The 25759-nt window shown below is 71.2% G+C and carries 17 protein-coding genes; 11 read left to right on the top strand and 6 right to left on the bottom strand.

Annotated features, from left to right (window positions below; genetic code table 11):
- Nucleotides 1-276: 276 nt before the first annotated feature.
- Entirely contained in the window at nt 277-2442 is a 2166-nt protein-coding gene (locus Q0480_RS04545; protein WP_299131126.1) for a GNVR domain-containing protein, read from the bottom strand.
- A 172-nt stretch (nt 2443-2614) separates the two neighbouring features.
- On the opposite strand from Q0480_RS04545, the gene Q0480_RS04540 reads away from it, so the two are divergent.
- A complete protein-coding gene (locus tag Q0480_RS04540) occupies nt 2615-4234 on the top strand; it encodes a hypothetical protein (protein ID WP_299131125.1) in 1620 nt (539 codons plus the stop codon).
- On the opposite strand, the gene Q0480_RS04535 is transcribed toward Q0480_RS04540, so the two are convergent.
- Complete coding sequence (locus Q0480_RS04535) at nt 4203-5624, bottom strand: hypothetical protein (protein ID WP_299131124.1); 1422 nt, start codon at nt 5622-5624, stop codon at nt 4203-4205. The two genes, Q0480_RS04540 and Q0480_RS04535, sit on opposite strands and share 32 nt — an antisense overlap.
- Nucleotides 5625-5756: 132 nt before the next feature.
- Between Q0480_RS04535 and Q0480_RS04530 the strand changes: the two genes are divergently transcribed.
- The 7 genes from Q0480_RS04530 to Q0480_RS04500 are packed head-to-tail and all read left to right on the top strand — an operon-like array spanning nt 5757 to nt 13087.
- Nucleotides 5757-6800 carry an acyltransferase gene (locus Q0480_RS04530; protein ID WP_299131123.1) on the top strand — a complete coding sequence of 348 codons (1044 nt, stop codon included), beginning with the start codon at nt 5757-5759 and terminating at the stop codon, nt 6798-6800.
- Nucleotides 6797-7936 carry a glycosyltransferase family 1 protein gene (locus Q0480_RS04525; RefSeq protein ID WP_299131121.1) on the top strand — a complete coding sequence of 380 codons (1140 nt, stop codon included), beginning with the start codon at nt 6797-6799 and terminating at the stop codon, nt 7934-7936. The genes Q0480_RS04530 and Q0480_RS04525 overlap by 4 nt, the downstream gene beginning before the upstream one ends.
- On the top strand, nt 7926-8810 hold the full coding sequence (locus Q0480_RS04520; RefSeq protein ID WP_299131119.1) for a glycosyltransferase family 2 protein: 885 nt from the start codon (nt 7926-7928) through the stop codon (nt 8808-8810). Before Q0480_RS04525 ends, Q0480_RS04520 begins: the two co-directional genes overlap by 11 nt.
- Nucleotides 8807-9763, top strand: a complete 957-nt coding sequence (locus tag Q0480_RS04515) for a hypothetical protein (RefSeq protein ID WP_299131117.1) — start codon at nt 8807-8809, stop codon at nt 9761-9763. The genes Q0480_RS04520 and Q0480_RS04515 overlap by 4 nt, the downstream gene beginning before the upstream one ends.
- Nucleotides 9764-11173 (top strand): oligosaccharide flippase family protein, encoded by a 1410-nt coding sequence (locus tag Q0480_RS04510; RefSeq protein ID WP_299131116.1) that lies wholly within the window; start codon nt 9764-9766, stop codon nt 11171-11173. It abuts the gene before it with no gap.
- Nucleotides 11166-12173 (top strand): acyltransferase family protein, encoded by a 1008-nt coding sequence (locus tag Q0480_RS04505; RefSeq protein ID WP_299131115.1) that lies wholly within the window; start codon nt 11166-11168, stop codon nt 12171-12173. Before Q0480_RS04510 ends, Q0480_RS04505 begins: the two co-directional genes overlap by 8 nt.
- Nucleotides 12173-13087 (top strand): sulfotransferase, encoded by a 915-nt coding sequence (locus tag Q0480_RS04500; protein ID WP_299131113.1) that lies wholly within the window; start codon nt 12173-12175, stop codon nt 13085-13087. The genes Q0480_RS04505 and Q0480_RS04500 overlap by 1 nt, the downstream gene beginning before the upstream one ends.
- A 4-nt stretch (nt 13088-13091) precedes the next feature.
- Here Q0480_RS04500 and Q0480_RS04495 read toward each other — a convergent pair whose 3' ends face one another.
- The 4 genes from Q0480_RS04495 to Q0480_RS04480 form a co-directional block, all read right to left on the bottom strand.
- Complete coding sequence (locus Q0480_RS04495) at nt 13092-15641, bottom strand: AMP-binding protein (RefSeq protein ID WP_299131112.1); 2550 nt, start codon at nt 15639-15641, stop codon at nt 13092-13094.
- Nucleotides 15642-15747: 106 nt separating this feature from the next.
- Entirely contained in the window at nt 15748-15927 is a 180-nt protein-coding gene (locus tag Q0480_RS04490) for a hypothetical protein (protein WP_299131111.1), read from the bottom strand.
- 180 nt (nt 15928-16107) lie between these two features.
- Entirely contained in the window at nt 16108-20712 is a 4605-nt protein-coding gene (locus tag Q0480_RS04485; protein WP_299131109.1) for a translocation/assembly module TamB domain-containing protein, read from the bottom strand.
- Nucleotides 20709-22676, bottom strand: a complete 1968-nt coding sequence (locus Q0480_RS04480; protein ID WP_299131107.1) for an autotransporter assembly complex family protein — start codon at nt 22674-22676, stop codon at nt 20709-20711. The genes Q0480_RS04485 and Q0480_RS04480 overlap by 4 nt, the downstream gene beginning before the upstream one ends.
- A 252-nt stretch (nt 22677-22928) precedes the next feature.
- Here Q0480_RS04480 and rfbB point away from each other — a divergent pair, with 252 nt between their 5' ends.
- The 3 genes from rfbB to rfbA are packed head-to-tail and all read left to right on the top strand — an operon-like array spanning nt 22929 to nt 25719.
- Entirely contained in the window at nt 22929-23969 is a 1041-nt protein-coding gene (rfbB, locus tag Q0480_RS04475) for a dTDP-glucose 4,6-dehydratase (protein WP_299131106.1), read from the top strand.
- Nucleotides 23969-24838, top strand: a complete 870-nt coding sequence (gene rfbD / locus Q0480_RS04470) for a dTDP-4-dehydrorhamnose reductase (RefSeq protein ID WP_299131105.1) — start codon at nt 23969-23971, stop codon at nt 24836-24838. The genes rfbB and rfbD overlap by 1 nt, the downstream gene beginning before the upstream one ends.
- Nucleotides 24829-25719 (top strand): glucose-1-phosphate thymidylyltransferase RfbA, encoded by an 891-nt coding sequence (gene rfbA, locus Q0480_RS04465; RefSeq protein WP_299131129.1) that lies wholly within the window; start codon nt 24829-24831, stop codon nt 25717-25719. The genes rfbD and rfbA overlap by 10 nt, the downstream gene beginning before the upstream one ends.
- Nucleotides 25720-25759: the final 40 nt, after the last annotated feature.

Here is a 25759-nt window from a genome sequence, read left to right as displayed (position 1 = left end):
CGGATTTCTCCGGGAGGGTTGAATCGGGGCGGGTGTGCCCGGCTTGACCGTTGAAAACGGTCATGCCCCGGCAGGGCACGCCCGTCACGATTTCGCGTAACCTCGAAATCGCGAAGGGAAGCCTGGGACGTCGCGAATGGCCCCGGCGTTGTTGGCCGGCGGCAAAGGCGTCGACAGGGACGCCGCCTTGAGCGGTTACGCGAGGTCCGCGGAGAGAAAGGGCGAAGGTGAGGAAATCAAACGGATTTGGTACAACAAGCCGGCCAATCCGGCCCGCTAAGCGCCGTAGTAGTCGCGGTATCGCCCGCGATAGTAGACATATCCATCGACCGGATAGCGGGCGGCTCGGACCTCGTTGACCATGGTCAGGGCGACGCCGCGCAGCGGAGCGCCGACCGCGGCGAGTTCGCGCAACCCCTCCGCCACCGCGCCGCGCGGTGTATGGTCCCAGCGGACGACATAGACCACCGCGTCGGCGGCCGGGCAGAGAATGCGCGCATCGGCCACGACGAGGGTGGGCGGCGTGTCGAGCACCACGAGGTCATAGCGCGCCGAAAGCGCGCGGATCAGGTCGCGGAAGCGGTCGGACGCGAGCAGGTCGGCGGCGTTGACCGTGCCCGGAGGATCGTTGTCCAGCGGCATGAGAAGATGCAAGCCGGTGTCCGGCTCCTCATGGATCGCCTCGTCGAGCGTCGCCGCGCCGGCCAGCGCCGCGAGCAGGCCCGGCCGGGCCGCGGTCTGCATCGCGCGGGCGGCGGCCGGGCGGCGAAGATCGCAGTCGACGACGATCGTGGACTTGCCCATCTGGCGGCTGGTGAGGGCCACGAGGAGCGCGGTGGTCGACTTGCCCTCGCGCGGGACCGACGAGGTGAACATCACCACCTTCGGTGGCGCCGCGCCCTCGGCGAACAGCGCGCTGGTCCGCAGGTCGCGCACCGCCTCGGCCAGCGAGGAGCCCGGCCGGTCGCGCAGGCGCCGGATCACCTCCGCCCGGGTCCGGCGCCGGCCGATCGAGGGCAGGGTAGCGAGCACCGGCTGGCCGGTGCCGGCCAGGATCTGGCGCGGGGCGCGGAAGGTGTCGCTGAGCTGCTCGCGCAGGAAGACGAGGCCGATCCCCGAGACGAGGCCGAGCACGGCGGCCATGGCGACGATCAGCTTCTTGCGGCTGTTCTCGGGCGCCAGCGGCACGTCGGCGGGCGAGAGGACGCGGGCGTTTGCCTCCTGCAGCTCCACCTGTTCCGAAGTCTCCTTCAGCCGGCTCAGCATCGCCTCGTAAAGCTGGCGGCTGGCCTCGGCCTCGCGTTCGAGCTGGCGCAGACGCACCTGGTCGCGCGATTGGGCGAGACCCTTGGTCTCGAGCTCGCGCACGGCGCCGGCGAGCGAGCGTTCCTGCGCGCGGGCGGCTTCGAGGTCGATGCCGACGGCCGCCACCACGCTTTCGGCCTCGGCGCGGACGCGGGCGCGGACATCGGCGAGTTCGGCCTCGACCCTCGCGCGCTCGGGATGGAAGGCCGAGAGCGTGGCGAGGCGGCGGGCCAGCTCGCTCTCGCCGTCGCGATAGCTCCGGATCAGCGGCGAGTCGCGAAATTCGGTGATCGCGCCCATGTCGGCGCCATCGACCAGCGCGCCGGTCAGCCGCTGATATTGCGCCGCCACCTGCGCCGCGTGGCCGCGGGCGGCCGAGAGCGCGGCGTTGAGCGCGACGAGTTGCTGCTGGGTCAGCTCGAAGCTCTGGCCGGCGGTCTCGGACAGGCTGGCGCGCAGCGTCTCGACCGCCTCCTCCGCCTCCTGCAACCGCTGCCGCGCCTCCTCGACGCGGCCGGTCAGCCAGTCGATCGCCGAACGGGTGGTCTGCAGCTTCGCGACCAGCTGATCGACGATATACTGGTCGGCGATCGTATTGACGACGCCGGCGGCCATGCGCGGATCGTCGGCGGCGAAGGAGATCTCGATGACGCGCGTGCCGGCGATCGGCCTGAGCGTCAGGCCAGCCAGCACGCGGTCGATCGCGGTCAGCGTCTCGCGGCGGCGGATTTCCTCCGGCCCGACCGGCGGCGAGGGGGGCGCCTCCAGCCCGAGGCGGCGGGCGACGTTGGCGAGCACGGCGGGCAGCCGGGGGCCGGGCGCGGCGAGCTTGGGATTGAACTCCGGATCCTCGCGCAGGCGCATCTCCTCGACCACGCGCTCGATCAGGCTGGTGGAGCGCAGCACCTCGACCTCGTTCTGCAGCGTGTCCTTGCTGAATTCGGGGTCGGTGAGAATCTCTTGCAGGTTGATTACATTGGCCTTCTGCGTGCCGAACATCACACTGGCCGCGGCGCGATAGCGTGGTTCCAGCTGCGAGACCGCGACAATGGCGACGACGAGGCAGAGAATGGAGGTGATCATCGGCACCCACTTCTCGCGCCAGATGGTCGAGACAATTTCGCGCAGGGAGATCATGTCTTCGTCGGCGCCCGGCGAATCGCGAAGATCTGCACGGGGCAACGCGAAAGGGATGTCGATTCCCTTGGGCTCCTGCTTCATTGGATCTGCCCGTGCGTTCCCAGCATGCGCTGGCAATATTCCATAAACCTTTCCGATATGTTGCTCATTGGTTTACGGGAGCCCGCCCATGGTCGCATGCCAGTTTGATCGCATCGCGTGTTGTTTCGCCGCCCTCATGCTGGCGACGACGGCGTGGGGCGAGGAATGCGCCTTCCGGCTCGGGGCGCAGACGCATTTCGGGCAAGGCTGGCCGCTGTCCGATCTGGCGCTGGCAAGGAAGGTCGGGGCGGCGGGCCTGCGCGATGGGCTTTCCTGGGCGCGCACCGAACGGCGTCCGGGAGTGTTTCAGGTGGCGCGGCGGGATCGCGCCTTCCTCGATCAGGCGACGGCGCTCGGGATGGGGGTGACGCTGGTCTTTGCGAGCCGCAATCCGCTGCATGACGGCGGCGATCCGCCGTATTCGCCCGCGGGACGGCGCGCCTTCGCGGATTTCGTCGCGGCGGCGGTGGACCAGGTCGGCGGCGAGGTTCGGGCGATCGAGATCGGCAACGAGGCCAACGGCGCCTCCGTCACCGGCCCCGCCGCGGCGGATCGCGCTGGCGCCTATGCCGCGCTGCTGACCGAGTTGGCAAGCGCCGTCCGGGCGCGGCATCCCGAAATGCCGATCCTCGGCGGCGCGGCGCATTCGGTGCCGATCGGCTGGTTCCGCGACCTCGGCGAGGCCGGCGCGCTGGCCGCGCTCGACGGGATCGTGATCCACCCCTATCGCGATACGCCGGAAGGCATCGACCGCGAGATCGCGCGGTTGCGGGAGGTGATCGCCGAGTTCGGGCCGCCGAAGCCGATCCATGCCACCGAGTTCGGGCTGGAGACCGACGATGCGCGGGCCTCGGCCGACTATCTCGTCAAGATGGCGACGCTGCTCGCCGCCTCGGGGGTGGCGGACGCGTCCTGGTACGCGCTGCGCGACGAGGAGCACTACCGCGGCATGGGCCTCTATGACCGGCGCGGCGCGGAGAAGCCGGCGGCGCGGGCCTTCGGCCTCGTGACGCGGGCACTCGCCGCCGGATGTCCGGTCCGGCTGGGCGGTGATCCTCTGGCGCAGGTGTTTCGCTTCGGGAGCGACGGGCCGATCGTGGCCTGGGGCGCGGGTCAGCGGCTCGCGGTCGAGGGTGTGGTCCGCCGGGCCGATGGCGCCGGGATCGCGGCGCCGGAGCGGCTCGACGATCGGCCGATCGTCATCGAGGGCGGTACGGTCGAGGTCGGTGCGACGCAGGTGGTCGGCGATACGCGCTACCAGTTCGGCGTGGCGCCCTGGAGCTACTTCCGCCGGGGGCTGGACGGTGAGGAAACGCCGCTCGGCTGGCGGGACTGGCACTGGACGAGCTATCTCGGCGATCCCGCGACCCCGGCGCTCGCGGTGCGCGACGGCGGCGTCACCCCGGGCCGGTCGGCATCGGTGGTCGAGCGCTTCACGGCGACGGAGGGCGGGACGTTTCGGGTGGACGCCCGTTGGTCGCGGCCGGCGGGGGCGGCGGGCGATGGCGTGCGTCTCGCGATCGAGAAGAACGGCGTGGTGATCTGGGGCGCGGATTTCGCGGGCGCGGAACTCGCGCTGCCGGATCTCCCGGTTGATCTCGCGGCGGGGGACCGGCTCGATTTCGTCGTCGCGGCGGGCACTACCGCCGAGGGCGATGCGATCAGGCGCCGTCTGGTCATCGCGCGGCGGTCGGAAGCGCCTCGCTGACCGGCGAGGCCACGGGACGGCGGGCGACGGCGGCGGCGAGGCCGAACAGGAAGGCGATCAGCGGGCCGAAATCGGCGCTGATGCCGATCATCAGGCCGGTGGCGAAGATCGGTCCGAAGGACCAGCGCACGGCGCGAAGGAGGAGCGCCCCTTCGGCATCGCCGCGCGCCGGCCGGCGGAACAGCGTCTGGAGCACGAAGGCATAGAACAGCAGTGCCCCGAGGAATCCGGTGCCGCTGATCACACCCACCACGGAACTGGAGGCGCGGGTCGAGCCGACGCCGACGCCGACGCCCCAGGTGTCGAGCATCGCCTGCCAGGAGGTCGCGGTCCAGAGGCCGCGCTCCTCGAACGAACTCGAGCCGATCTTGTGGACCACCATCTTGTCGAACAGGGCCACCAGCGGGTCGAAGAGCCCAGGCGCGAGCGCGAGCAGGCCGAGAACGACGAGGAGGCTGGCGCCGGCGACGGCGAACTCGGTGCCGAGGCCCTGGCGCGCGCGCGCCCCGCGGCGGGCGGCGAGCGCGCGCCAGCACCATTCGAGCGCGGCGAGCAGGCCGAGCAGGCCGAGTGCGACATAGGCGGTGGTCGAGGTCGAGCGCCAGACGAGCACGGCCAGCAGGATCATGAGCATAGGCGCGTGGACCTCGCGCAGCCGCCGGTCGGCGATGGCACGGCGGAAGAACCAGAGCATCGCAAGCAATCCGACCGCCAGGCTGCCGAAGGCCGAGGCCTCGGGCATCAGTCCGACGACACGCTTGACGCCGAGCACCTCGTGGGTGACGAGCAACGCATAGGTCGCGGTCCGGAACGGATCGAGCAGCGGCGTGAGCGGCAGCCATGTGCTGGCGAAATCGAGCGCCCCGGTGACGACGGTCGCCAGCGCGCCGAGGTTGAGGGCGCGAAGCGCGCATTGTCGCATTCCAGGCGCGCGGAGCAGCACGGCGAAGGCGAAGGCGACGAAGACCGAGATGGTGAGATAGGCGAATTGCGATACGTTCTGCGCCGTGGGTCGCAGCGGCGTGGCGCCCAGCATCTCGCCGCGGAACGGGATGATATCGACGCGGCCCGCCATCACCCGGGGCATGAAGGCGGTGATCAGCGCCGCGATCACCCAGAAGAGAAAGAGCAGGAGCATGCGCCGCCGTGCCAGCGCCTCGGTCAGCAACGCGTCGAGCCCGCCACGCCGGACGAGGCAGCGCAGCAGGATCAGGAGCGCCACCATCGGCGTCGGCGTGAGGGTGAGGCCGCCGGTCACTCCGGGCGACAGCACCGCGAAGGATCCGAAGGGCAGCGAGACGAAGAACGCATGGATGAGCCGCCGGCCGTTCGGGCCGAAAAACGCCCAGGCGGCGAGCGCCCAGTAGGCGAGGATCGCGGCGATGTCCATGCGTGGTAGTCCCTGTCACGCCTTTTGGTCGGGTTACACATTCTTAACTCAACCCTGAATTGATAGGAAATTGATAACGGAGAGCTGGCGCGATGCCGATCGCCTTCTCCCTGGGCCCGGCGGGAGATAGGCGTGCGCCTCGACTACCTGGATTTCCTGCGCTGTGTCGCGGCCATCGCGGTGTTCGCGCAGCATCTCCTGGAGCGGGCCGATCCGGCGAGGTTCCGGCCGTTCCTCGAGCTCGGGCCGGGGATCTTCGGCGTCGCGCTGTTCTTCCTGATCAGCGGCTTCGTCATTCCCCACAGCGTGCGCCGGGGTTTCGCGCCGGCCGATTTCGCCGTCCGGCGGCTGTTCCGTGTATTCCCCGCCTATCTCACCGTGCTGGCGGCGGTCGTCGCCCTCGGGGCGCTCGGCCTTCAGCCGTGGCGCGGAACGCTCGTCGCCGACGGGCCGGCGGGCTTCGTCGCCAACCTGGCGCTGGTCCAGGAATACACCGGCCGCGCCGCCTTGCTCGGCGTCTCCTGGACGCTGTCGCTGGAATTCGTCTGGTACGGGATCTTCGCCCTCGTGATGTTGACCGGCGGCGAGCGGCATGCCTTTGCCCTGACGCTGGCCGCCTCGGCCGCGCTGGTCGCGCTGAGCCTCGTAGCGCTGCTCCTCGACGGCCGGCCACCGCTTGGCCGGTTCGCGATGCTTGGCGCCGCGGCGCTCGGCTACGCGGCCTTCGTGGCGGCGGACGGCCGGCTGTCGCGCCGCCGGCTCTGGATCGCCTTCGCCGCCTTCGCGCTGGCGGTCGGCGTGTCGCAGGTCGTCGCTTTCGGGTATTTCAGCCACCCCAAGGTCACGCTGTTCAATGGCCTCTGTGGCTGGCTCGGCGCGGTAGCGGTATTCTGGGCGTTCCAGCGGTCCGCGGCGCTGCGCGAGGCGCGGCTCTGCCGGCATCCGCTGGCGCGGACATTCGGGCGGATCAGCTATTCGGTCTATCTCACGCATGGGCCGGTAATCCTGATCTGGGGCGCGGCCTTCGGCGGCATGTTGCTGCTTGGCGCGCCGATGGTGACCTTCGCCCTGTCGCTGGCGCTCTTCGCCTTTGTCGAGCGGCCGGGCATCGCGGCGGGGCGGCGGGTGGCGGGCTGGCTCGCGCGGCCCGGCGCCGTGACGGAGGTCCGGCGATGAAGATGACCGATCCGACGACCTTTTCCGTTCCGGTCGTGCCGGGGCGGGTCTGCTTCAACGGCAAGTTCCTGTCCGCCGAGAGCTCGGGCGTCCATCGCGTCGCGGCCGAACTGATACGCGCCGTCGATCAGCTGCTGGTCGAGAGGCGCGCGCCGGAGCGCCCGATCGAGATCCTGGTGCCGGGAAACGCGGTGCACGACGCCGCGACGCGGCGCATCCTTTCGCGCGCGGTCGGCGCGCTGACCTGGATCCCGTGGGAACAGCTGGAGTTGCCGCGCTACGCGCGAGGCGGACTTCTCGTCAATCTGTGCAACCTCGGGCCGCTGGCGGCGCGGCGGGCGATCACCATGGTACATGACGCGCAGGTCTATCTGTCGCCACGGTCCTATTCCCGCGGCTTCCGGCTGTGGTACCGGCTGGCGCTGCCGGTACTCGGACGGCGGAACCAGCGGATTCTCACGGTCTCGGCCTATTCGCGCGAGCAGATCGCGCGCTTCGGCATCGCCCCGCGCGAGCGGATCACGGTGATCCGCAACGGCGTGGACCATATCCTGCGCCCGACGGCCGACGCGGGCGTGCTCGACCGGCTGGGGCTGCGGCCGAGGGGCTATGCCTGCGCGCTGGCCAGTACGCAGGCGCACAAGAATATCGGCGTCGTGCTCGCGGCCTTCGCCCGGCCCGAGCTCGCGGACCTCGCTCTCGTCCTGATCGGCGGCGAGGATCGCGCGGCTTTCGAGCGGCGCGGTCTCAGCGTCCCGCCGAACGTGGTTTTCGCCGGCCGCGTCTCGGACGAGGAACTGCGCGGCCTGCTGGAAGGCGCGCTCTGCCATCTCTGCCCCTCGCTGACCGAGGGTTTCGGCCTGCCGCCGCTCGAGGCGATGCTGCTCGGAACGCCGGCGATCGTCTCGCCGGAGGGCGCGCTGCCCGAGATCTGCGGCGGGGCGGCGATCTACGCCGCGACGCACGAGCCCGCCGCCTGGGCGACGCGAATCCGGCGGCTGGCCGACGATCCCGGCATGTGGCAGGCGCGCTCGGCCATTGGCCGGGCGCGGGCCGAGGGTTTCACCTGGCGCCGCGCCGCCGAGGAACTGCTGGAGGTGATCGCCGCCGAGTCGGAGCGCGCGAATGTCCGCTGAGCCGCGGATTTCGGTGGTGATCGCCAGCCGTGGCCGGCCTGGGTTGCTCGCCGAGATCAGCGCCGCGCTGGCATGCCAGACCCTGCGGCCGGCCCGGGTGGTGTTTTCCGTGGTCGAGGGCCGGGACCTGCCGGAAGCCGCGGCGCTCTATTCCGGGGCACTGGTGGTGACCGGCGCGCCCGGTCTGCCGGCGCAGCGGAACCGCGGGCTCGAGGCCGTGCTGGGCGAGAGCGACATCCTCGTCTTTCTTGACGACGACTATGTGCCGTCGCGCTTCGCGCTGGCGGGGATCACGCGTTTCTTCGCGGACAATCCGGGCCATGTCGGCGCGAACGGCCATCTGATCGCGGACGGCATCAATTCGGCCGGCATCGACCATGCCGAGGCGGCGCGCCTGGTCGCGGCCTATGACGCGGCCCCGACCGCCGGCGCGCCGACCCTCGACCTGCGCGGGCTCTATGGCTGCAACATGGCCTATCGCGCGGCGGCGATCGGCGCCGCCCGGTTCGACGAGCGGCTGCCGCTCTATGGCTGGCAGGAGGATATCGATTTCGCCGCGCAGCTTCTGTCGCGCGGGCGTCTCGGCAAGACCGACGCCTTCGCGGGCGTGCATCGCGGCATCAAGGCGGCGCGGTCGAGCGGGGTGCGGCTCGGATATTCGCAGGTGGCGAACCCGCTCTATCTGATGCGCAAGGGCACGATGCGGCGGTCCTATTCGCTGCGGCTGATCGCGCGGAACGTGCTGGCGAACCACTGGCGCGCGCTGCGGCAGGAGCCGTGGGTCGACCGGCGCGGGCGCGTGCGGGGCAACTGGCTCGCGCTCGCCGACGCGCTGCTCGGTCGGGCCGACCCCGAGCGGATCCTGCGGCTGTGATCCCGCTTCTCCGCCCGCGCGCCGAGGAGCGGCGCATCGTCCTCGTGACCGGTGCCCCCCGGTCGGGGACCACCGTGGTCGGCGACGTGCTCGCGGCGCGGCGCGGCTCGGTCTCGCTCTACGAGCCGATGAACATCCAGTCCGGCGACAAGCGCTTCGGCGTGCCGTTTCCGATTCCAGGCGCCAGCGGCTTCGACATGGACGCGCTCGGGGAGTTTCTCGACGACCTCCGCGGTCCACGGCTCTCCTTGCGCCCCGGCGTCTTTCCGCATGAGAACGGGGTGGCGGCGCTCGGCAAGCGGCTGATCGGCAGTCGGACGCGCGCCTCGCTGCGTGGCGCGCTGCTGCGACCCTGGGCCGATACGCTGATCTGGAAGGATCCCTTCGCGCTGCTCTGCGTTCCGGCGCTGGTCGGGCTCGGGCTGCCGGTGATCGTGACCTACCGCCCGGCGGCGGCGATCGCGGCGAGCTTCAAGCGGCTGAACTGGAGCTTCGATGTCGAGGCGATCCATCGCCGCGCCGTCGCCGGCGGCCTCCGCGCCGCGCCGCCACGCACGGGCGACGGGGTGGGGCGCGAAACCGTGGCGGCCGTCTATCTCTGGCGGCTCTGCGCCGAAATGTGCCTGACGCTCGGCCCCGGCGCGATGATCGTCTCGACCGGCAATCTCGCCATCGCGCCCGGTGTCGCCTTCGACGCGATCTTCGCCCATGCCGGCCTCGCCGTCGATGCCCGCGCGGCGCGCGAGATCGGCGCGCGCTTCGCACCCCGCGCGGCGGCGGCCATCCCCTCCGGCCATCCGCATTCGCGCAAGCGCGATCCCCGCGCGGTGAACGACTACTGGAAGGATGTGCTCTCGCCGGCCGAGCGCGCCTTCGTCGCCGAGGAAACGGCGGAGCTGGAACCGCGCATCGCCCCGCGCCTCTTCCGCCCGGTTCCGGCGCGGGTGGCGTGAATGAGCCGGGCGCGACAAGGCGGCTGGGTGCTTGCGTCGCGCGTCGTGCCGCAGGCCGGCGGCGCACTGCTCCTCATCCTCGGGGCGCGGTTCCTGACGCCGGCCGCGCTCGGCCAGTTCGTCCTGATCTTCGCGGGCGTCGAGTTCCTGCGCCGGCTGGTCCGCGCCGGCTGGCGCGAGGCGGTGATCGTCGGCGAGGCCGACACGCCGCCGGTGGTGATGACCCTCTCCATCGCCAGCGCGCTCGCCGCGCAGGTCGCCACCTTTGGCGCGGCGGCGCTGATGTGGCAGGCGGGGCTGGAGCCGCGCTATCCCCTGTGCCTGCTGATGCTCGGCGCGACGCTGGTGCCTCTGGCGCCGACCGTGGTGTGGGAGGGCGTGCTGCTGCGGCGGCGCCAGCCGGACCGCGAGGCGAAACCGCTGATCGTCGCGGAAATCGCGCATCTTCTGCTCGCCTTCCTGCTGCTGGCGCTCGGTTTAGGCATTCTCGGGCTCGCGTTGGCGCGGATCGCCCGGGCGCTGGTGCTCTGCCTCGGGCTCGGGGTCGCGGCGGGCTGGCCGGTGGCGGTCGGCTGGGACCGGGCGCGCGCGGCGGCCGCCTTCCCGGTGTCGGGCAATGTCACGGCCTCGGCGATGATCAATTTCGCCACCACCTACGGCGTCGATCTGATCGTCGGCTTCTACCTCGGGCCGGCGAGCGTCGCCTTTTTCCGCGTCGGTTCGCGCATCGCCGGCGCGCTGTCCGAGGCGATGAACGAGACCGTGCGCGTGCTCGCCTGGTCGAGCCTGCCGGCGGCGGGAGACGCCGAGCGCGCGCGGCTGGCGGACAGGGTGGAGCGGTTCTTCGATCAGGCGGTGGTGCTGGTCGCGCCGGTCTTCGTCGGGCTGGCCCTGGTGGCCGGGCCGCTGGTCGCGCTGCTGCTCGGGCCTGACTGGCGCGCGTCGGCGCAGGTCGTCACCTTGATGGCGATCGCGCGGCTGTTCCAGAGTCCGGCGACGGTGGCCTGGCCGGCGCTGGCGATCATCGGCCGGACCGGCCTCCTGCCGCGGCTGACGGCCGTCATCGCCGGATCGGCCCTCGTCGCGATCCTCGTCACCGGGCCGCATGGCATCCTCGCCATCGCCTGGTCGCAGGTCGCCGCCGCGCTGTTCGGCGGGCTCGCCACCATCGCCGTGCTCAATCGCGCGATCTTCGCGCCGGGACGCCTGCGGGCGCGGGTGGACACGCTGGCCGGGCTCGCCCTCATGGCGCTGTGCGTGATCGGTGCGCGCGCGCTGATCGGCGAGGCGGCGCCGGCGGTGGCGCTCGTCACCGAGATCATCGCCGGGGCGGCGGGCTACGGCCTGTTTCTCTGGTGGCGCCGGCGCGACATGGTGCTGCGCGTGACGGCGGAGGCGCGGCGTGCCTGACGGCGCCCTCGCCGCCGACTGGCCGGCCACCGCGCCCGTCGCCGCCGAGCGCCGCCGCGCGCTAGATGTCGCGCGCGGCATCGCGATCATCCTCGTCGTCTGGGGCCATGCGATGATCGGCACCGGCCGCGCGGTCGGCGCGGGCGAGGCCGGGCGCTTCGCCGTGACGCTGGTCTATGCCGTGCACATGCCGCTGTTCTTCTTCCTCTCCGGCCTGCTGGCCCGCGGCGCGATGGCCGAGCCCGCGGCGGCCTTCGCCCGGCGGCTCGGCGCGCGCGTGATCCATCCCTATTTCCTGTGGAGCGCCGTCCTGCTCTGCGCGCACTACGCGATGAGCGGGGTGACCAACACCAGGGTGGAACGGCTGGATCTGCTCTCCATCCTCTACGCCCCCCCGGCGGTGATGTGGTTTCTCTATGTCCTCTTCTTCTGCTTCCTGATCGCGCGGGGTCTGCGCGACCGGCCGGGCGCGCGACTGGCGCTTGGCTGCGCGCTCGCGGTCGGGGGGTATTTCCTGCACGGCTGGATGCTGCCCAACCTCCGGTTCGTCGGCATCTTCCTGATCGCGACGGCTTTCACGCCGGCCGCCGCGCTGGCGGCGGCGCGCGACTGGCGGGTTCGGGCGGTGGGCCTCGCGCTGATGATCCCGCCCGTGCTCTTCGCGCTGGAGGCGGCCGGGCAGGCGCCCGCGGGCTATCCGGCCTTCGCCCCGCGGTACCTGCCGGCGGCGGCGGGGGGCGTTGTCCTGATCCTCGCGGCGGCGCAGGCGATCGAGCGACGCGGGGCGGGGCTGGCGCTGGTCGGGCGGCGGACCATGCCGATCTTCGTGACGCATATCCTCGTGCTCACGGCCGCGCGGGTGCTGTGCCTGCGGGCCGGGCTCGACGGCGTCGCGACCGTGGTGATCGCGACCGCCTGCGGCGTGGCGATTCCGATGCTGCTCCACGCGCTCGCCGCGCGGTGGTCGCTGGTCGGGCCGCTCGGATGGGGCAGGGAGTGATGACCGATCTCGTCTATATCTCCGGATCGGGGCGCAGCGGCAGCACGCTCCTGGAGCGGTTGTTGCACGCGGACGGACGGGTGTTCGCCGCTGGCGAACTGCATGTGCTTTGGCGGCTGCCACCGGAGCGGATCACCTGTTCCTGCGGCGCGCGCTTCGCGGACTGCGGCACCTGGCAGGCGATCCTCGCGGCGTCGGGCCTCGGCGACCGGCTGGGCGAACTCGCGGCGCTCGAGGCGCGGGTCAGCCGCAGCGGCTTCCTGCGGCGGCGCGGGATGCGGCCGGAGCGGGTGCTGGGTGAGGCCGAGGTCATGTGCTTTCTGGAGGCGCAGCTTGCGCTGGTCGCGGCGATCGGCGCGGTGACCGGCAAGCGGGTGGTGGTGGACAGTTCCAAGGCGGGGCCGCGGGCCTTTCTGCTCTCCTGCCTCGATGGACCGTTGTTCATCCATCTGCGGCGCGATCCCGGCGACGTGATCGCCTCCTGGCGGTCGCGGAAGTTCGACCGCGGCCTCGGCGCCGACATGCAGCGACTGTCGGCGGCGCGCGCGGCGGAGGATTGGCTGAAGGCCGAATATTTCGCCCGCGCGGTCGGCGCGCGCCGACCGGTGGCTTTCGTCGACTACGCCGGTTTCTGCGGAGCGCCGCGCGCGACGCTCCGCGCCATCGAAGGCCGGATCGGCTCGCGGTTCGATGGTGTCGCCTGGACCGGGCCGGCGGAGTTCGCGCCGGGCGCGGGCTATCACTCGCTGAACGGCAATCCCGACCGTTTCTCGCAAGGCCCGATCGACATCACGCATCGCGCGCCGGACCGGGCGGCGCTGTCGCGGGGCGACCGGCTGGCGGCGCGGGTGCTTGGCGGGCTGGCGGGGGCCATGTTCCCGGCGCGGGGCGCGGCGGCGGTTTCCGAACGGTAGGACGTCATTCCGCCGGCAGCGGGCGCGGCGACGGAGACGCGAGCCAGCGCCGCAGGCGGCGGGACACGCGATGGGCGACGAGGCCGAGCGCGACGCCGCCACCGATGGCGAGCAGGGTGAAGACCCAGGCCGGCAGCCGGGATTCCAGCGGGGCGAGCAGGAGTTCAGGCGCGAAACGGTGCAGCAGGTAGATGTGGTAGCTGGCGGCCGCGACCGGCAACAGCGCGACCGCGAGCCATCCCGGCACGGGAAGGCGCGGTGCGAAGAGCAGGCAAGAGATCACAAGCACTTGCGCGCCATAGCGCATCCAGGATCCGATCCAGTTGCCGTCATCATAGGCGACGGCGGGCATCACCAGCAGCGCGAGACCGAGCAGGAGCCAGCGTTGCCCCGCGCGTTCCGCCGTCGCGGCGCACCAGCCGAAGGCGGCGAGATAGAGCACCCAGGGCAGCGAGAAGATCTTTCGCGGGCCGATCGGCCAGAGTTCGGGCAGCGCGAAGTGCAGGGCGACCGTGACGGCGAGAAAGCCGAGGCCGAGGCGGAACGGCGCGCGCGTCGCCGCCGCGCGCAGCGGCGGTGCGAGGAACAGCGCGGCGGTCAGCAGCATGATCTGGACATAGACTTCGACGAACCAGTAGAGGAACGGCAGCATGTCGTGGCGCGGCGGGTCGGCGAAGCCGAAATTGCCGACGAGCAGGACCGAGGCCCAAGGCAGGGTTCCCCAGACCAGGGCATAGGCGCCGACCAGCAGATAATAGGGCGCCAGAACGGTTGCGACCGGCCGCAGGAAGCGCGCGATCTCGCCAGATGCGAGCATGACGCGCTGGAAGCGGCCGATGCCGAATCCGATCAGTACGATCATCGCCGCCGAGCCGACGGGAACCGGCCAGAGCGTCGCATGCTGGACCACCACCGCCAGGATGGCGAGCGCCCGGATCACGAGATCGGCGCCGATGCCGCGCGGGTTACGTGGCGCGGCTGGCGCGAGGCGGGCGAGTTCGGCGAGCGGCGTCGTCTCCCAACGGTCGGGGAGATGGCCGAGCCGGCGTTCGATCGCGAGCGAGAGTTCGACATGACGGAGGGAATCGCCACCGAGGCTGGCGAAACTGTCGGCCGGACCCGGCACGCGCGGGTGGAAGGTCTCGCGGAAGGCTTCGGCGATCCCCGATCGCGGCGGCGCCTCGGGCGCGCGCCGCGCGGGCAGGTGGGCGCGCAGGGCTTCGTAGTCGAGCTTGCCGTTGCCGAGCCGCGGCGGGCTCGGCAGGGCCAGGGTCCGGACATGGCTCAGGGTGAGGCCGGCCGCTTTGGCGAGGCGCGCGCGCACCTCGGCGCCGGACTGGTCGAGACCGTGGATCGCGAGCAGCGCGGAATCGTCGCCGACGATCGCGACGGCGAGGCCGCGGTCGGCCATCGCCGCTTCCAGCGCGTCGTGACCGAGGCGGCGGCCGGCGATCTTGGACATCCGCCGCAGCCGTCCGGTGATCCGGTAGAGGCCGCGCGTGTCGCACACCGCGAGATCGCCGGTGCGCAGCGCCGCGACCTCCGGCCCGCGGGCGAGGTCGGCGCGGTCCTGGGCATAGCCCATCATCACGTTCGGGCCGCGATAGATCAGCTCGCCCTCGGTCTCGGGCGTGGTGATCGGCGCGCCATCCGGCGTGACGAGCGACAAGGCGCCGCCGGGAATGGCGTGGCCGACACGATCGGGGAAGCGCTCCGCCAGCTCCGCCGGCAGGATCGCCATGCGCGCGGTCGCCTCGGTCTGGCCGTACATCACGTGAAAGCGGCCGCCGCGCGCCGCCATATGCGCGGCGTAGCGCCGGACCATGTCCGGTGCGAGTCGACCGCCGGCGGCGGTCATCAGGCGGAGGTCCGGCAGGTCCGCGCCGCGAAAGCCGATGGATTCGAGCAGGTCGAAGGAAAGCGGCACGCCGGCGAGGTTGGCGCAGCGCCACGCCCGGAGATCGTCGAGAAATCCCGGAGCGAGGATCGAGCCGGCCGCGAAGACGCCGCCGCCGACGGCGAAATGGGAATTGAGCACCGAGAGCCCATAGGAATAGGCCAGCGGCAGCGTCAGCGCCGCGCGGTCGCCGGCGCCGAGTTCGAGCGCGGCGGCGATGGCCGAGGCATTGGCGAATACCGCGCCGCGCGACAGGCGGACCGCCTTGGCCTGGCCGCCGCTGCCGGATGTGAGCAGGATCAGCGCCAGATCGGGATGGACCGCCGGGCCGGGGCGCGTCTCGCGAAGGCGCCAACCATCGGCGCGGTGGAGCGTCGCGTCGGGGCGGAAGCGCTCGGCGAAGGCCGCGCGGGTCGCGGGCTCACAGGGAAGCAGCGCGGCGGCGACGCCGGCGCGAAGCGCGGCGAGCCAGGCGACGATCGGCTCCGGCTCCGTCGCGGCTTCGATCGCGATCAGACGGTGGCCTTCCAGACGGGCGGCGAGGGCGGCGACCCGGATTTCGAGCTCGGCATAGGCGATCGGCGGCCGGTCGGCGAAAAGGAGCGCCGACCGGTCACCATGCCGGCCGAGATCGGACGAAAAATCGCTGGGGGGCATTCTCGTGGCAAACCTGCTCCCCGCCGGGTGGGGAGCCGGCGGGTCTTGTGGGGATCCGGTCGTGCATGGGCCGGGGCGAAACGCGGCGCGCCCGGCCCGCGCCCCGTCAGGGGAAGCCGACTCCATTGAAGATCGCCTGCGCCTTCGGCTGGTCCCCGCCGAGGATGCCGAGGTTCAGCCTGTCGGATTTGAACGGCCCGTCGGCCGCCGCGACCGGGCTCATCTCGACGCCCTCGACCACCGGGAACCCGAAATTCTGGTTGGCGAGGAATTCCCGCGTCGCCACGGAGTCGCGAGGGCGATGGCTGTCGTCACCGCGGGGGCGAGCGTCTGGTGCGAAAGCTTCATGGGTTCCCCTTCGTTCCGGGCAATCGCTGACTGAATGCGTCGGGAATGTGCCGGCGCGGGTCGGGAAAAGCAACAGCGAATGGCGTGGGCTGGCGCGAGGGCGGCCCGGGCGCGAGGCTCAGTAATCGCGCTCGAAGAAGATGCCGAGCGTCGTGTTGCCGTCGCTTGCGACCGAGCCGCGCGCGGAGAGATTTCGGTTGATGTCGAGGTTGATCTGGGCGCGGCTCACACCGTCGCTGCCGGTCTGGACATCGACATAGATGTTGTCGTCGATGTATTTGCCGGCGCGGACGGCGGTGGAACCGTCGGCCTCGGTCACGATATCGAGATCATCGAGCCCGGTGGCGCTCCGCAGCTGATCGAGCAGGCCGTTGCCGCCACCGCCGGCGAGCTCCGCCGCCGCCGCCGCGAGCTGGGCCAGCTGGAAGGCCGAGAGATTGGCCGCCGAACGGTTGAAGATGATCCGCGCCAGGATCTCGTCCTGCGGCAGATCCGGTTCGGAGGACAGGATTATGCGCGGCGACGAGGCGCTGCCCTCGACGGTGATGGTCGCGGTCACATCGTCGGAGACGGTGCGCGCGACGAAGTTGATCTGCGGATCGAGATTGCCGACCAGTTGCAGCGACCCTTCCTCGAAGTCGAGGCGCTGGCCGAGGATGTTGAGCCGGCCGCGGCGCAGGGTGAACTGGCCGACCGGCTGGATGTCCGACAGCGTGCCGCGCACCACCATCTCGCCGCCGAGCTCCACGTCGAGACCGCGGCCGCGGACGAAAATCTGCCGCGGCGCCCGGATCCGGACATCGAGCGTGAGGTCGGTCCGGCCGGCCGGTCGCGGCGGGTTCGGGGCGCCGACCTGGGCGCGTTCCAGCGTGAGCAGCACGCCGGGCGGAGGGCGGTAGTGGGTCACCTGCTCCAGCGTCGCCTGGGCGCCGGCGCCGAGGCCCTCGGCGACCGAGATTTCGGTCTCGCCGAGATCGATGGTCCCGGCGACGACGCCGCCACCGCCGAGCAGCGGCCCGCGCACGGTCAGGCCACCGTCGAGCCGGGTCGAGACGAAGGTGCCGTCGGTATAGCGCACGTCGTCGATCCGCGCTTCGATGTCGGCCGGCATGCCGCCGGTCAGGCCGAGCGTGCCCGAGGCCGAGACGCGGCCGCCCGCCGCCACGTCGGCGCGGACGGTCCGCAGTCGCAGCACGTTGTCGGCGACGGAGAGGTCGAGGGTCACGTCGTTCAGGCGGATATTCGTGCGCGGATCGACCAGCGTGCCGCCGTTCATGGCGGCGGTGCCCGAGATGCGCGGCGCGGCGAGCGAACCGGCGACGGTGGCGGTGACGCGGATCACGCCGGAGGCCTGGGCGTCGCGCTGGGCGAGGAGCGTGTTGGCGAGGGACAGCGGCACATCGCCCGAGGCGCGCATGTCGAGGCCCGGCCCCGAGAGCGGCACGCGGCCGGAGCCGGTCAGGTCGAGCCCGCCGGCCGCCGAGGCGGTGGCCTGGTCGATGGTCAGCACCCGGTTCTGGAAGCCACCCGCCGCGGCGAGGGTCAGCGGCGGCAAGCCGTTGCTGGCGAGCGGGCGGGCGGTGACGCCGGTGCCGCGCAGGTCGAAGCGAGCGATCGGCGCGGCGCGCGTACCGGTGATGGCTCCCGTGCCGGTGATGGTGCCGGCGAGGCCCTGGCGGCCGGCCACGCGGTCGACGAGCGCGAGCGGGAAGGCGTCGAGATCGAGCGCGAGGTCCAGTGCGCCCTCGGCCAGCGGGACTGTGCCGGTCACATTGGCGGCGAGGCCGTTGGTCGAGGAGACCGCGGCGTCGAGGCGCAGCCGGTCACCCTTGGTCGCGCCGGTCGCGTTCAGCGTCAGCGGCGGGATGCCGGCGCCGCGCAGCGTCGCGGCCTCGACATTGGCGGCGGCGAGCCGGAAGTCGATGTTCGGCGTCGCGCGCGGCCCGGTCACCCGCGCCGCGCCGTTCACCACGCCGCCGAGGCCGAGCCGCGGAGCGACCGTGTTGCCGAGCGCGAGCGGCAGGTCGCGGATGTCGAGCGTGAGATCGACCTGATCGGCGACGGCGCCTTGCGCGGTCAGTCCGCCGCCGCCGCCGAAGGCGAGGACGAGCGGGGTGAGGGTCACCGCGCCTTCGCGGAGCGTGATCGTCGAGGCCGCGGTCAGTTCGGCGCTCTGCTGGTCCTGGCGCAGCGAGAGCTGGTCGAGCGTGACGGCGAAGCCGGGGTTCAGCCGCTGGACCGAGCCTGACAGGTCGGCGAGCGTACCGATCTTGAGCTGGCTGGTCGCGGTGAAGGTCATCCGGTCCTGGTCGAGCTGCCGGGCTTGCGCGTCCAACGCGCGGATTTCGACGCCGCCGAGCGCCATGTCGCTGCCCTGGAGCCCGCCGTTGACCATCGGCAGGCCAAGCGCGTCCGCGACGGTCGCGTCCACGGCGAGGCGGGTGATCCGATTGGCGCCGACCACGATGTCCTGGCCCTTGCCGACCAGCGTGACGCCCTGGCCGACCGCCGCCGGTCCGAGCGTCAGGTCGGCCTCGATCGCGCCCGTCGCCTCGACGAGGCCGAGGGCGGCGAGCGGCGCGATGTCCGGCGCGCGCAGGGCGACGGCGCCGGTGATCGGCTGGGTTCCGGTGCGTGCCATGTCGCCGGCCAGCGTGTTCGGCCCGACCGCGAGGCGCAGGCCGTTCAGGGCGCGGGTGTCGCCCTCGCTGAGAATGTCCGCCGCGAGGCTGACCGGCAAGTCGTCGAGCTGGGCGTGGCCGGTGATCGCGCCATTCACCGCGCCGCCGGCGACGGTGCCGTCGAAGCCGAGACCCGCGCCGACAAGCGCGCGGTCGAGCAGGTGGCCCTCGGGAATTTCGGCGTCGAGCGTGACCGCGACCGAGCCCGCGCCGCCGCGCGCCGTGCCGCGCGCGCTGGCCGCGCCGCCGAGGCGGGGGTCGATCAACCCGAGGTCGGTCACGCTGGCGGTGAAGCCGATGTCGGTACGGTTGGTCGAGATCTGGCCGTCCGAGGCGAAAGTGACCTGGGCGTTGCCGAGGCGCAGGCCCTCGGTGCGAATGCCGGCCTCGTCGCGGGCGATCTGGCCGGCGAGCATCGTCTCGCCGACCAGCAGGTTGTCGATGCGCGGATCGCCGAGGCGGAGGTCCGTCGCGGTGCCGTCGAGCGCGAGATCGAAGCCGCCGCTCAGCGGGCTGACACTGCCATTGGCGCGGAAATCGACCGCGCCGCCGAGGTCGCGCCCCGCGAGGCCGCCGAAGGGGGTGATGTCGTCGATCCGGATCGCGTTGCGCCCGGTATAGACCCAGTCCTCGATGGTGCCGGCGGTGAAGATCGAGAGGCCGTTGCCGCTGATCTGCAGCTGGCGGATGTGGCCCGGTCCGCCCGGCGGCAGCGCGGCGTCGGCGAAAAGGTCGATCCGGGTGCCGAGCGCGCGGGCGACATCGGGGTCGGCGGCCCAGACGCCGGTGGCGAGACCCTCGACGTTCATCGTCACGGCGCGGGTCGCGGGATCGTCGAGGTTCCGCGCGACGCCGCCCATGTTCAGCGTGACGTCCTCCATCTCGATATCGCCGGCCGTCAGCCGGTCGAGCACGAGAATACCGTTCCAGCGTGTGCCGCCGCCGAAATTCACATAGATCTGCGCGGAATTGAGGGTGGTGCGCCCGCCCGGCACCGGCAGGGTCACCGGCGCCGCGGCGGGGTCGCCAAGCGTGCCGCTGAGGCCGAGGCTGCGCGGGAAGCCGTCGGCCGCGGTGTCGAGATGGCCGTCGAGGCTGAGGACCGCGCCGCGCAGCGACATGGTGTCGACCCGCGTCCCGCCACCGGTCTTGCGCACGCCCTCGACACGCAGCGCGCTGTCGCCGGCGAAGAAGTCGCGATAGGCCGGCGGAATGAGCGGGGAGAGGGCGCCGCTGAGATCGACGTTGAACCCGAGCCCGTCTTCCTTGGCACGCAGCGCGACGGTGCCGCCGGCGATGCGCGCCTCGTCGGCGTCGAGCGCGAAGGTCACGTCCACGTTGTCGAGCGGACCCCGGCCGTTGAGGCTGAGTTCCAGCGCCGGCTCGTTCTCGATCCGCAGCAGCTTGGAGAGCAGGCCGCCCTTCGGTTCCACAAGCCGCAGATCGAGCGCGAGCTGCCGGCTCGTATTCGAGAAGGAGGCGGCGAGGTCGAGTGTGCCGCCGGGCGGATCGAGCCGCCGAACCGCGAGCTCGGTGTCGAGCGCGCCGCCCACCAGGTTGAGATGCCCGTCGACGCTGATCTCGGCGCCGGTTCCCGCCACCGCCTCGTCGACCACGAAGCGCTGGATATCGAGCGCCTGCAGCCGGACGGAGACCGGCAGTTCGGGCAGGGAGAACGGCTTTGCCTCGGGCGTCGACCGCGGGGTCGCCTCGGCGAGGCGCAGCCAGGTGATCTTCTCCGCGCTCAGCCGGTTGATGTTGAGCCGGCCGAGCAGCAGGGAGGAGCGGGTCCAGTCAAGTTCGACATTGTCGACGCGGAGCCATGGTCCCTTGTCGTCGGAGACGGTGATCCCCTGCACCCGCGCGCGCGAGGAGAGCAGCCCCGAGACGCCGGTCAGCTCGATCTTGCGCCCCGGCGCGGACAGCTGGTTCTGGATCATGTTGAGCACGAAGCCGTTGTCGTCGCTCGTGTTCTCCGATTGGGCCAGGGCGGCGATGCCGACCGCGAACAACACGCAGACAAGGGCGATCAGCCGTTTCAAAACGCCTGCCCGATGCCGATATAGAGCGCGATCCAGGAATCCCCCGGCCGACGATCGACCGGTGTCGCGAGATCGACGCGCAGCGGCCCGAGCCCGGTGAAATAGCGGATGCCGCCGCCGACGCCGAACCGCAGGTCGGTATTGCCCGAAAGCTTCGGATTCTCGGTCACGAGACCGGAATCGACGAAGCCGGCCGCGCCCCAGCGATCGTTGATGCGAAAGCGCGCCTCGGCCGAGGCTTCGAACAGGCCGCGGCCGCCGACCACGCCGGACTCGCCGCTGTCGTTGACATTCGGGATCTCGACGCCGATCGACCGATAGGCATAGCCCCGCACCGAGCCACCGCCACCGGCGAAGTAGAGCAGGTCCGGCGGGCTCTCGGCCGCCGACGGTCCCCAGTAGGTGCCGAACTTGGCGCGGCCGGCGAGGACGAACCGATCGAGGCCGACCAGCGAATGATAGACGCGGCCCTCGATCGTGCCCCGGATCGCCGGGTGGTTGTAGACCGCCTCGTAGAACGGTTGGGCCATCGCGGCGACGAAGTAACCGCGGGTGGCGTTCAGCGGGTCGTTCCGATCGTCATAGGCGATATTGCCGACCAGGCCGTAGATGGTGAAATGCCGGGTGCCGAACACGTCCTCGTAACGCGCGCGCGAGGCGTTGGCCGCCAGGTCGCCTGTCAGGCGGTTGCCGAACTGCTGGGTGAAGCCGATCCAGCCCGAGACCGAACGCTCGCGGTAGGTGTCAAAATCGAGCTGGCGGGCGAGGGCGCCGGTGACGAAATTGGTGTCGGGCCGGGCGACTCCGGGTTTGGTGAAGGCGACACCGAGGGTATAGTCGAGATCGTCGGGCGTGGCCGCGACGCCGAGGCCCGAGATCCCCGCGTCGAAGCGCAGCCGCTCGGCCCGGCCGAAGAGGTTGCGGTGCACCCAGTAGGCCTCGACGCCGAGACCGTCGAGGGTCGAGAGCGTGCCGCCGAAGCCGATCGTGCGCGGCGCCCGGTCATCCACCCGCGCGGTCAGCGGCATGGCGCAGTCCGGCCCGACCACCTCGCCCTCCTCGACGCGGAACGAGCGGAAGACCCCGAGCCGGCCGAGACGGGCCTGCGAATCCTGGATCTCGCTGGCGTTGAAGCGCTTGCCCTCGGGCAGGTCGGTCATGAATTTGATGAAGTCGTGATCGACCCGCGTCCGGCCCACGACGGCGAGCGGGCCGTAGCAGACCTCCGGGCCGGGATCGAAGGCGAGGGTGACATCGAGCCGGTTGTCGACATGGTTCGCCACCACGTCGCTGTCGACCGCGCGCGCCTTGGCATGGCCCTTGTCGCGCCATTGGGCGACCGAGAGCGCCGAGGCGCGATCGATCACCGTCGCCCGCGCCGGCTGGCCGGTCTGAAAGCCGATGGATTCGAGCGTCGGCCCGCGCTGCCGTCGCGCCGCGGTTCGCGGCGGCGGATTGACCATGGCGAGTGGCCCGAAGGTGAAGGCCGGGCCGGCCTGGATCGTGATCACGACCGGCACGGGCCGGGGGAAATCGACGGCGAGGGTGAGATCCGCCGCCTCGCGACCGGCGAGGGTGATGCTGATCTCGCCCCCGTAGTAGCCGGCGTTGTAGAGCGCGGCGAGCAGGCGGCGATAGTCGCCCTTGGCACGGGAGATGAGACCCGCCTTGCCGGAGGCCGGATCGTCGCGGTTGGTCCAGAGCGCCGAGGCGTTCTGGACCGCGCGCTTGACTCCCTCCTCGGGATGGTCGAGGCGGAAAACGACGTCATAGGGCAGGGGATCGATGACCTCGATCCGGTCCTCGTTCTCCTCCGCGCCCCAGAGGTGGAAGCCGAAAAGCGAGAAGGCCCGCGCCGGCGTGGGCGCGACGAGCGCGGCGCCGAGCAGCGCCGGGCCGAGCACCGAGGAGGACACGCCCATCAGGACGCCGGCGAGAATGCCGACTTGGCGCGACCGGACCATCTGGTTAACCTGCTCTTAGCTATTTTTTGTTGGCTTTAGCCTAAAGCATTCTGCGAATCTCACAAGTGCGCGCCGTCGCACCTTGCGGGGTTTCGCAGATCCTTGCCGATCGGCAACGCCTTTCCGGGGCGTTCCCTCGCCGTGACGGCCCGACGCGCGAAGGATCGGGCGAATTGCGTCTTGCGCGGTACTCTTTCGCCGCGCATCTTCCCCCTGTCCGCGCGCCTGAGCGCTTGAGTAAGGAGTTTGGCGATGAAAATCCTGGTAACCGGAGGCGCCGGTTTCATCGGGTCGGCGGTGGTCCGCCAGGCGATCGCCGACGGACATTCGGTCGTCAATCTCGACGCGCTGACCTATGCCGCGAACCTCGCCAATCTCGACAGCGTCGCCGCCGACCCGCGCTATGCCTTCGAGCGGGTCGATATCCGCGACCGCGCCGGGCTCGACCGCGTGTTCGCGACGCACCAGCCGGACGCGGTGATGCATCTCGCCGCCGAGAGCCATGTCGATCGGTCGATAGACGGGCCGGCGGAATTCATCGACACCAATATCACCGGCACCTACACCCTGCTGGAGGCGGCGCGGGCCTATTGGGGCGGAACGCGCGACTTTCGCTTCCATCACGTCTCGACCGACGAGGTGTTCGGCACGCTGGGGCCGGAGGGGCTGTTCACCGAGACCACGGCCTACGCGCCGAACTCGCCCTATTCGGCCTCCAAGGCGGCGAGCGACCATCTCGCACGGGCCTGGCACGAGACCTATGGCTTGCCGGTGGTGCTGTCGAACTGCTCGAACAACTACGGACCGTTCCATTTCCCCGAGAAGCTGATCCCCGTGGTGATCCTGAACGCGCTGGCCGAGCGGCCGATCCCGGTCTATGGCGCGGGCGAGAATGTGCGCGACTGGCTGTTCGTCGAGGATCACGCCACCGCGCTCCTCGCCGTCGTCACCCGCGGCGAGATCGGCGAGAGCTACAATATCGGCGGCAACGCCGAGGCGCGGAACATCGACATCGTGCGCAAGATCTGCGCGCTGATGGATGAGAACGCGCCGACGACGGCGCGGCACGATCGGCTGATCACCTTCGTCAAGGATCGGCCGGGGCACGATTTCCGCTATGCGATCGACGCCTCGAAGATCCGGGCTGACCTCGGCTGGACGCCCTCGGTCACGCTCGACGAGGGGCTGCGGCGCACCGTCACCTGGTATCTCGAACATCGCGACTGGTGGCAGGCGATCCTGGAGCGCGGCCACAGGGTCGAGCGGCTGGGGCTGAAGCAGGCGAAGGGCTGATGCGGGTTCTGGTGTTCGGCACGACCGGGCAGGTCGCCCGCGAGCTTGCCTTGTCCGCCGATGGGATCGAGATGACGGCGCTCGGCCGGGCCGGTGCCGATCTGGTCAATGCCATGGACTGCGCCCGCGCGATCCGCGAGAGCGGCGCGCAGGTGGTGATCAACGCCGCGGCCCACACCGCCGTCGATCGGGCCGAGGACGAACCGGAAGTCGCCTACGCCATCAACGCGGTCGCGCCGGGGGCCATGGCGGTGGCGGCGGCCGACATCGGCGCGGTCTTCCTGCATGTCTCGACCGACTATGTCTTTGACGGCGCGCCGGGCGGCGCCTGGACCGAGGCCGACGCGACGGGCCCGCTCGGCGTCTATGGCGCCAGCAAGTTCGAGGGCGAGCAGGCGGTCGCGGCGGCGGGCGGCGATCATGTCATCCTGCGCACCGCCTGGGTGTTTTCCGCCCATGGCAAGAATTTCGTCAAGACCATGCTGAGCGTCGGCGCCGGTCGCGAGGAGATGCGCGTCGTCGGCGACCAGCGCGGCGGTCCGACGGCGGCGCGCGACATCGCCGGCGCGCTCTGGACCATCGCACGCGCCTGGACCGAGGGCCGAGGGCGGAGCGGGATCTACCATTACGCCGGCGCGCCGGCGGTCAGCTGGGCCGAATTCGCCGAGGCGATCTTCGCCCGCGCCGGCTGGGACCACGCGCCGAAAGTGACGCGGATCGGCGCCGCCGACTATCCGACCAAGGCGCGGCGCCCGGAGAATTCCGTGCTCGATTGTCGGAAAATTCACGAAGACTACGGCATCGTCCAGCCCGACTGGCGGCCGGCGCTCGACGCCGTGGTCGCGGAACTGGCGAAGGAATCGGCGTGAACGGCACTCCCCGCAAGGGCATCGTCCTGGCCGGCGGCTCAGGCACCCGGCTCTATCCCATCACCCATTCGCTGTCGAAGCAGCTGCTGCCGCTCTACGACAAGCCGATGATCTACTATCCGCTGTCGGTGCTGATGCTGGCCGGCCTGCGCGAGATCGCGATCATCACCACCCCCGCCGATCAGGAGCAGTTCCAGCGGCTGCTGCGCGACGGCTCGCAGTGGAACATGAAATTCACCTATGTCGCCCAGCCGAAGCCCGAGGGGCTGGCCCAGGCCTATCTGCTGACCGAGGAATTCCTCGACGGCGCCGCGTCGACCATGGTCCTCGGCGACAATATCTTCTTCGGCCACGGCCTGCCCGAGTTGCTGCGCTCCGCGGCGGAGCGGTCGGAGGGCGGCACGGTCTTCGGCTACAAGGTCTCCGATCCCGAGCGCTACGGCGTCGTCGAGTTCGACCGCGAGGGCCGGGTGCTCTCGATCGAGGAGAAGCCGGCGAAGCCGCGTTCGAATTTCGCGGTCACCGGCATCTATGTGCTCGACGGCACCGCGCCGGCCCGCGCGGCGGCGGCCAGGCCCTCGCCGCGGGGCGAGCTGGAAATCACCGAGGTGCTGAACAGCTACCTCGCCGACGGCCAGCTCAATGTCGAACGGATGGGCCGCGGCTATGCCTGGCTCGACACCGGCACCCATGCGAGCCTGCTCGACGCCGGCAATTTCGTGCGCACCATCGAGGACCGGCAGAACCTGAAGATGGGCTGCCCGGAGGAGGTGGCTTTCGCCCAGGGCTGGATCGACGCCGCCGCGCTCCGCGCCCTCGCCGAGCCCTATCTCAAGACGGAATACGGCCGCTATCTCCTCCGCGTCGCCGACGGCGGTTGAGACCAGATCCGTTTGACTGGTTCGGATCGAGATGTCTCCG

The sequence above is a fragment of the uncultured Amaricoccus sp. genome (assembly GCF_937891315.1).
Lineage (GTDB): Bacteria > Pseudomonadota > Alphaproteobacteria > Rhodobacterales > Rhodobacteraceae > Amaricoccus.
Note: the sequence above shows the minus strand (reverse complement) of the source record. Positions and strands in the feature narration are given on the sequence as shown.

Coding starts and splice junctions, on each gene's coding strand:
- Q0480_RS04545 (WP_299131126.1), bottom strand. CDS start 2,442: ATGATCTCCCTGCGCGAAATTGTCTCGACCATCTGGCGCGAGAAGTGG.
- Q0480_RS04540 (WP_299131125.1), top strand. CDS start 2,615: ATGGTCGCATGCCAGTTTGATCGCATCGCGTGTTGTTTCGCCGCCCTC.
- Q0480_RS04535 (WP_299131124.1), bottom strand. CDS start 5,624: ATGGACATCGCCGCGATCCTCGCCTACTGGGCGCTCGCCGCCTGGGCG.
- Q0480_RS04525 (WP_299131121.1), top strand. CDS start 6,797: ATGAAGATGACCGATCCGACGACCTTTTCCGTTCCGGTCGTGCCGGGG.
- Q0480_RS04520 (WP_299131119.1), top strand. CDS start 7,926: ATGTCCGCTGAGCCGCGGATTTCGGTGGTGATCGCCAGCCGTGGCCGG.
- Q0480_RS04510 (WP_299131116.1), top strand. CDS start 9,764: ATGAGCCGGGCGCGACAAGGCGGCTGGGTGCTTGCGTCGCGCGTCGTG.
- Q0480_RS04500 (WP_299131113.1), top strand. CDS start 12,173: ATGACCGATCTCGTCTATATCTCCGGATCGGGGCGCAGCGGCAGCACG.
- Q0480_RS04495 (WP_299131112.1), bottom strand. CDS start 15,641: ATGCCCCCCAGCGATTTTTCGTCCGATCTCGGCCGGCATGGTGACCGG.
- Q0480_RS04480 (WP_299131107.1), bottom strand. CDS start 22,676: ATGGTCCGGTCGCGCCAAGTCGGCATTCTCGCCGGCGTCCTGATGGGC.
- rfbB (WP_299131106.1), top strand. CDS start 22,929: ATGAAAATCCTGGTAACCGGAGGCGCCGGTTTCATCGGGTCGGCGGTG.
- rfbD (WP_299131105.1), top strand. CDS start 23,969: ATGCGGGTTCTGGTGTTCGGCACGACCGGGCAGGTCGCCCGCGAGCTT.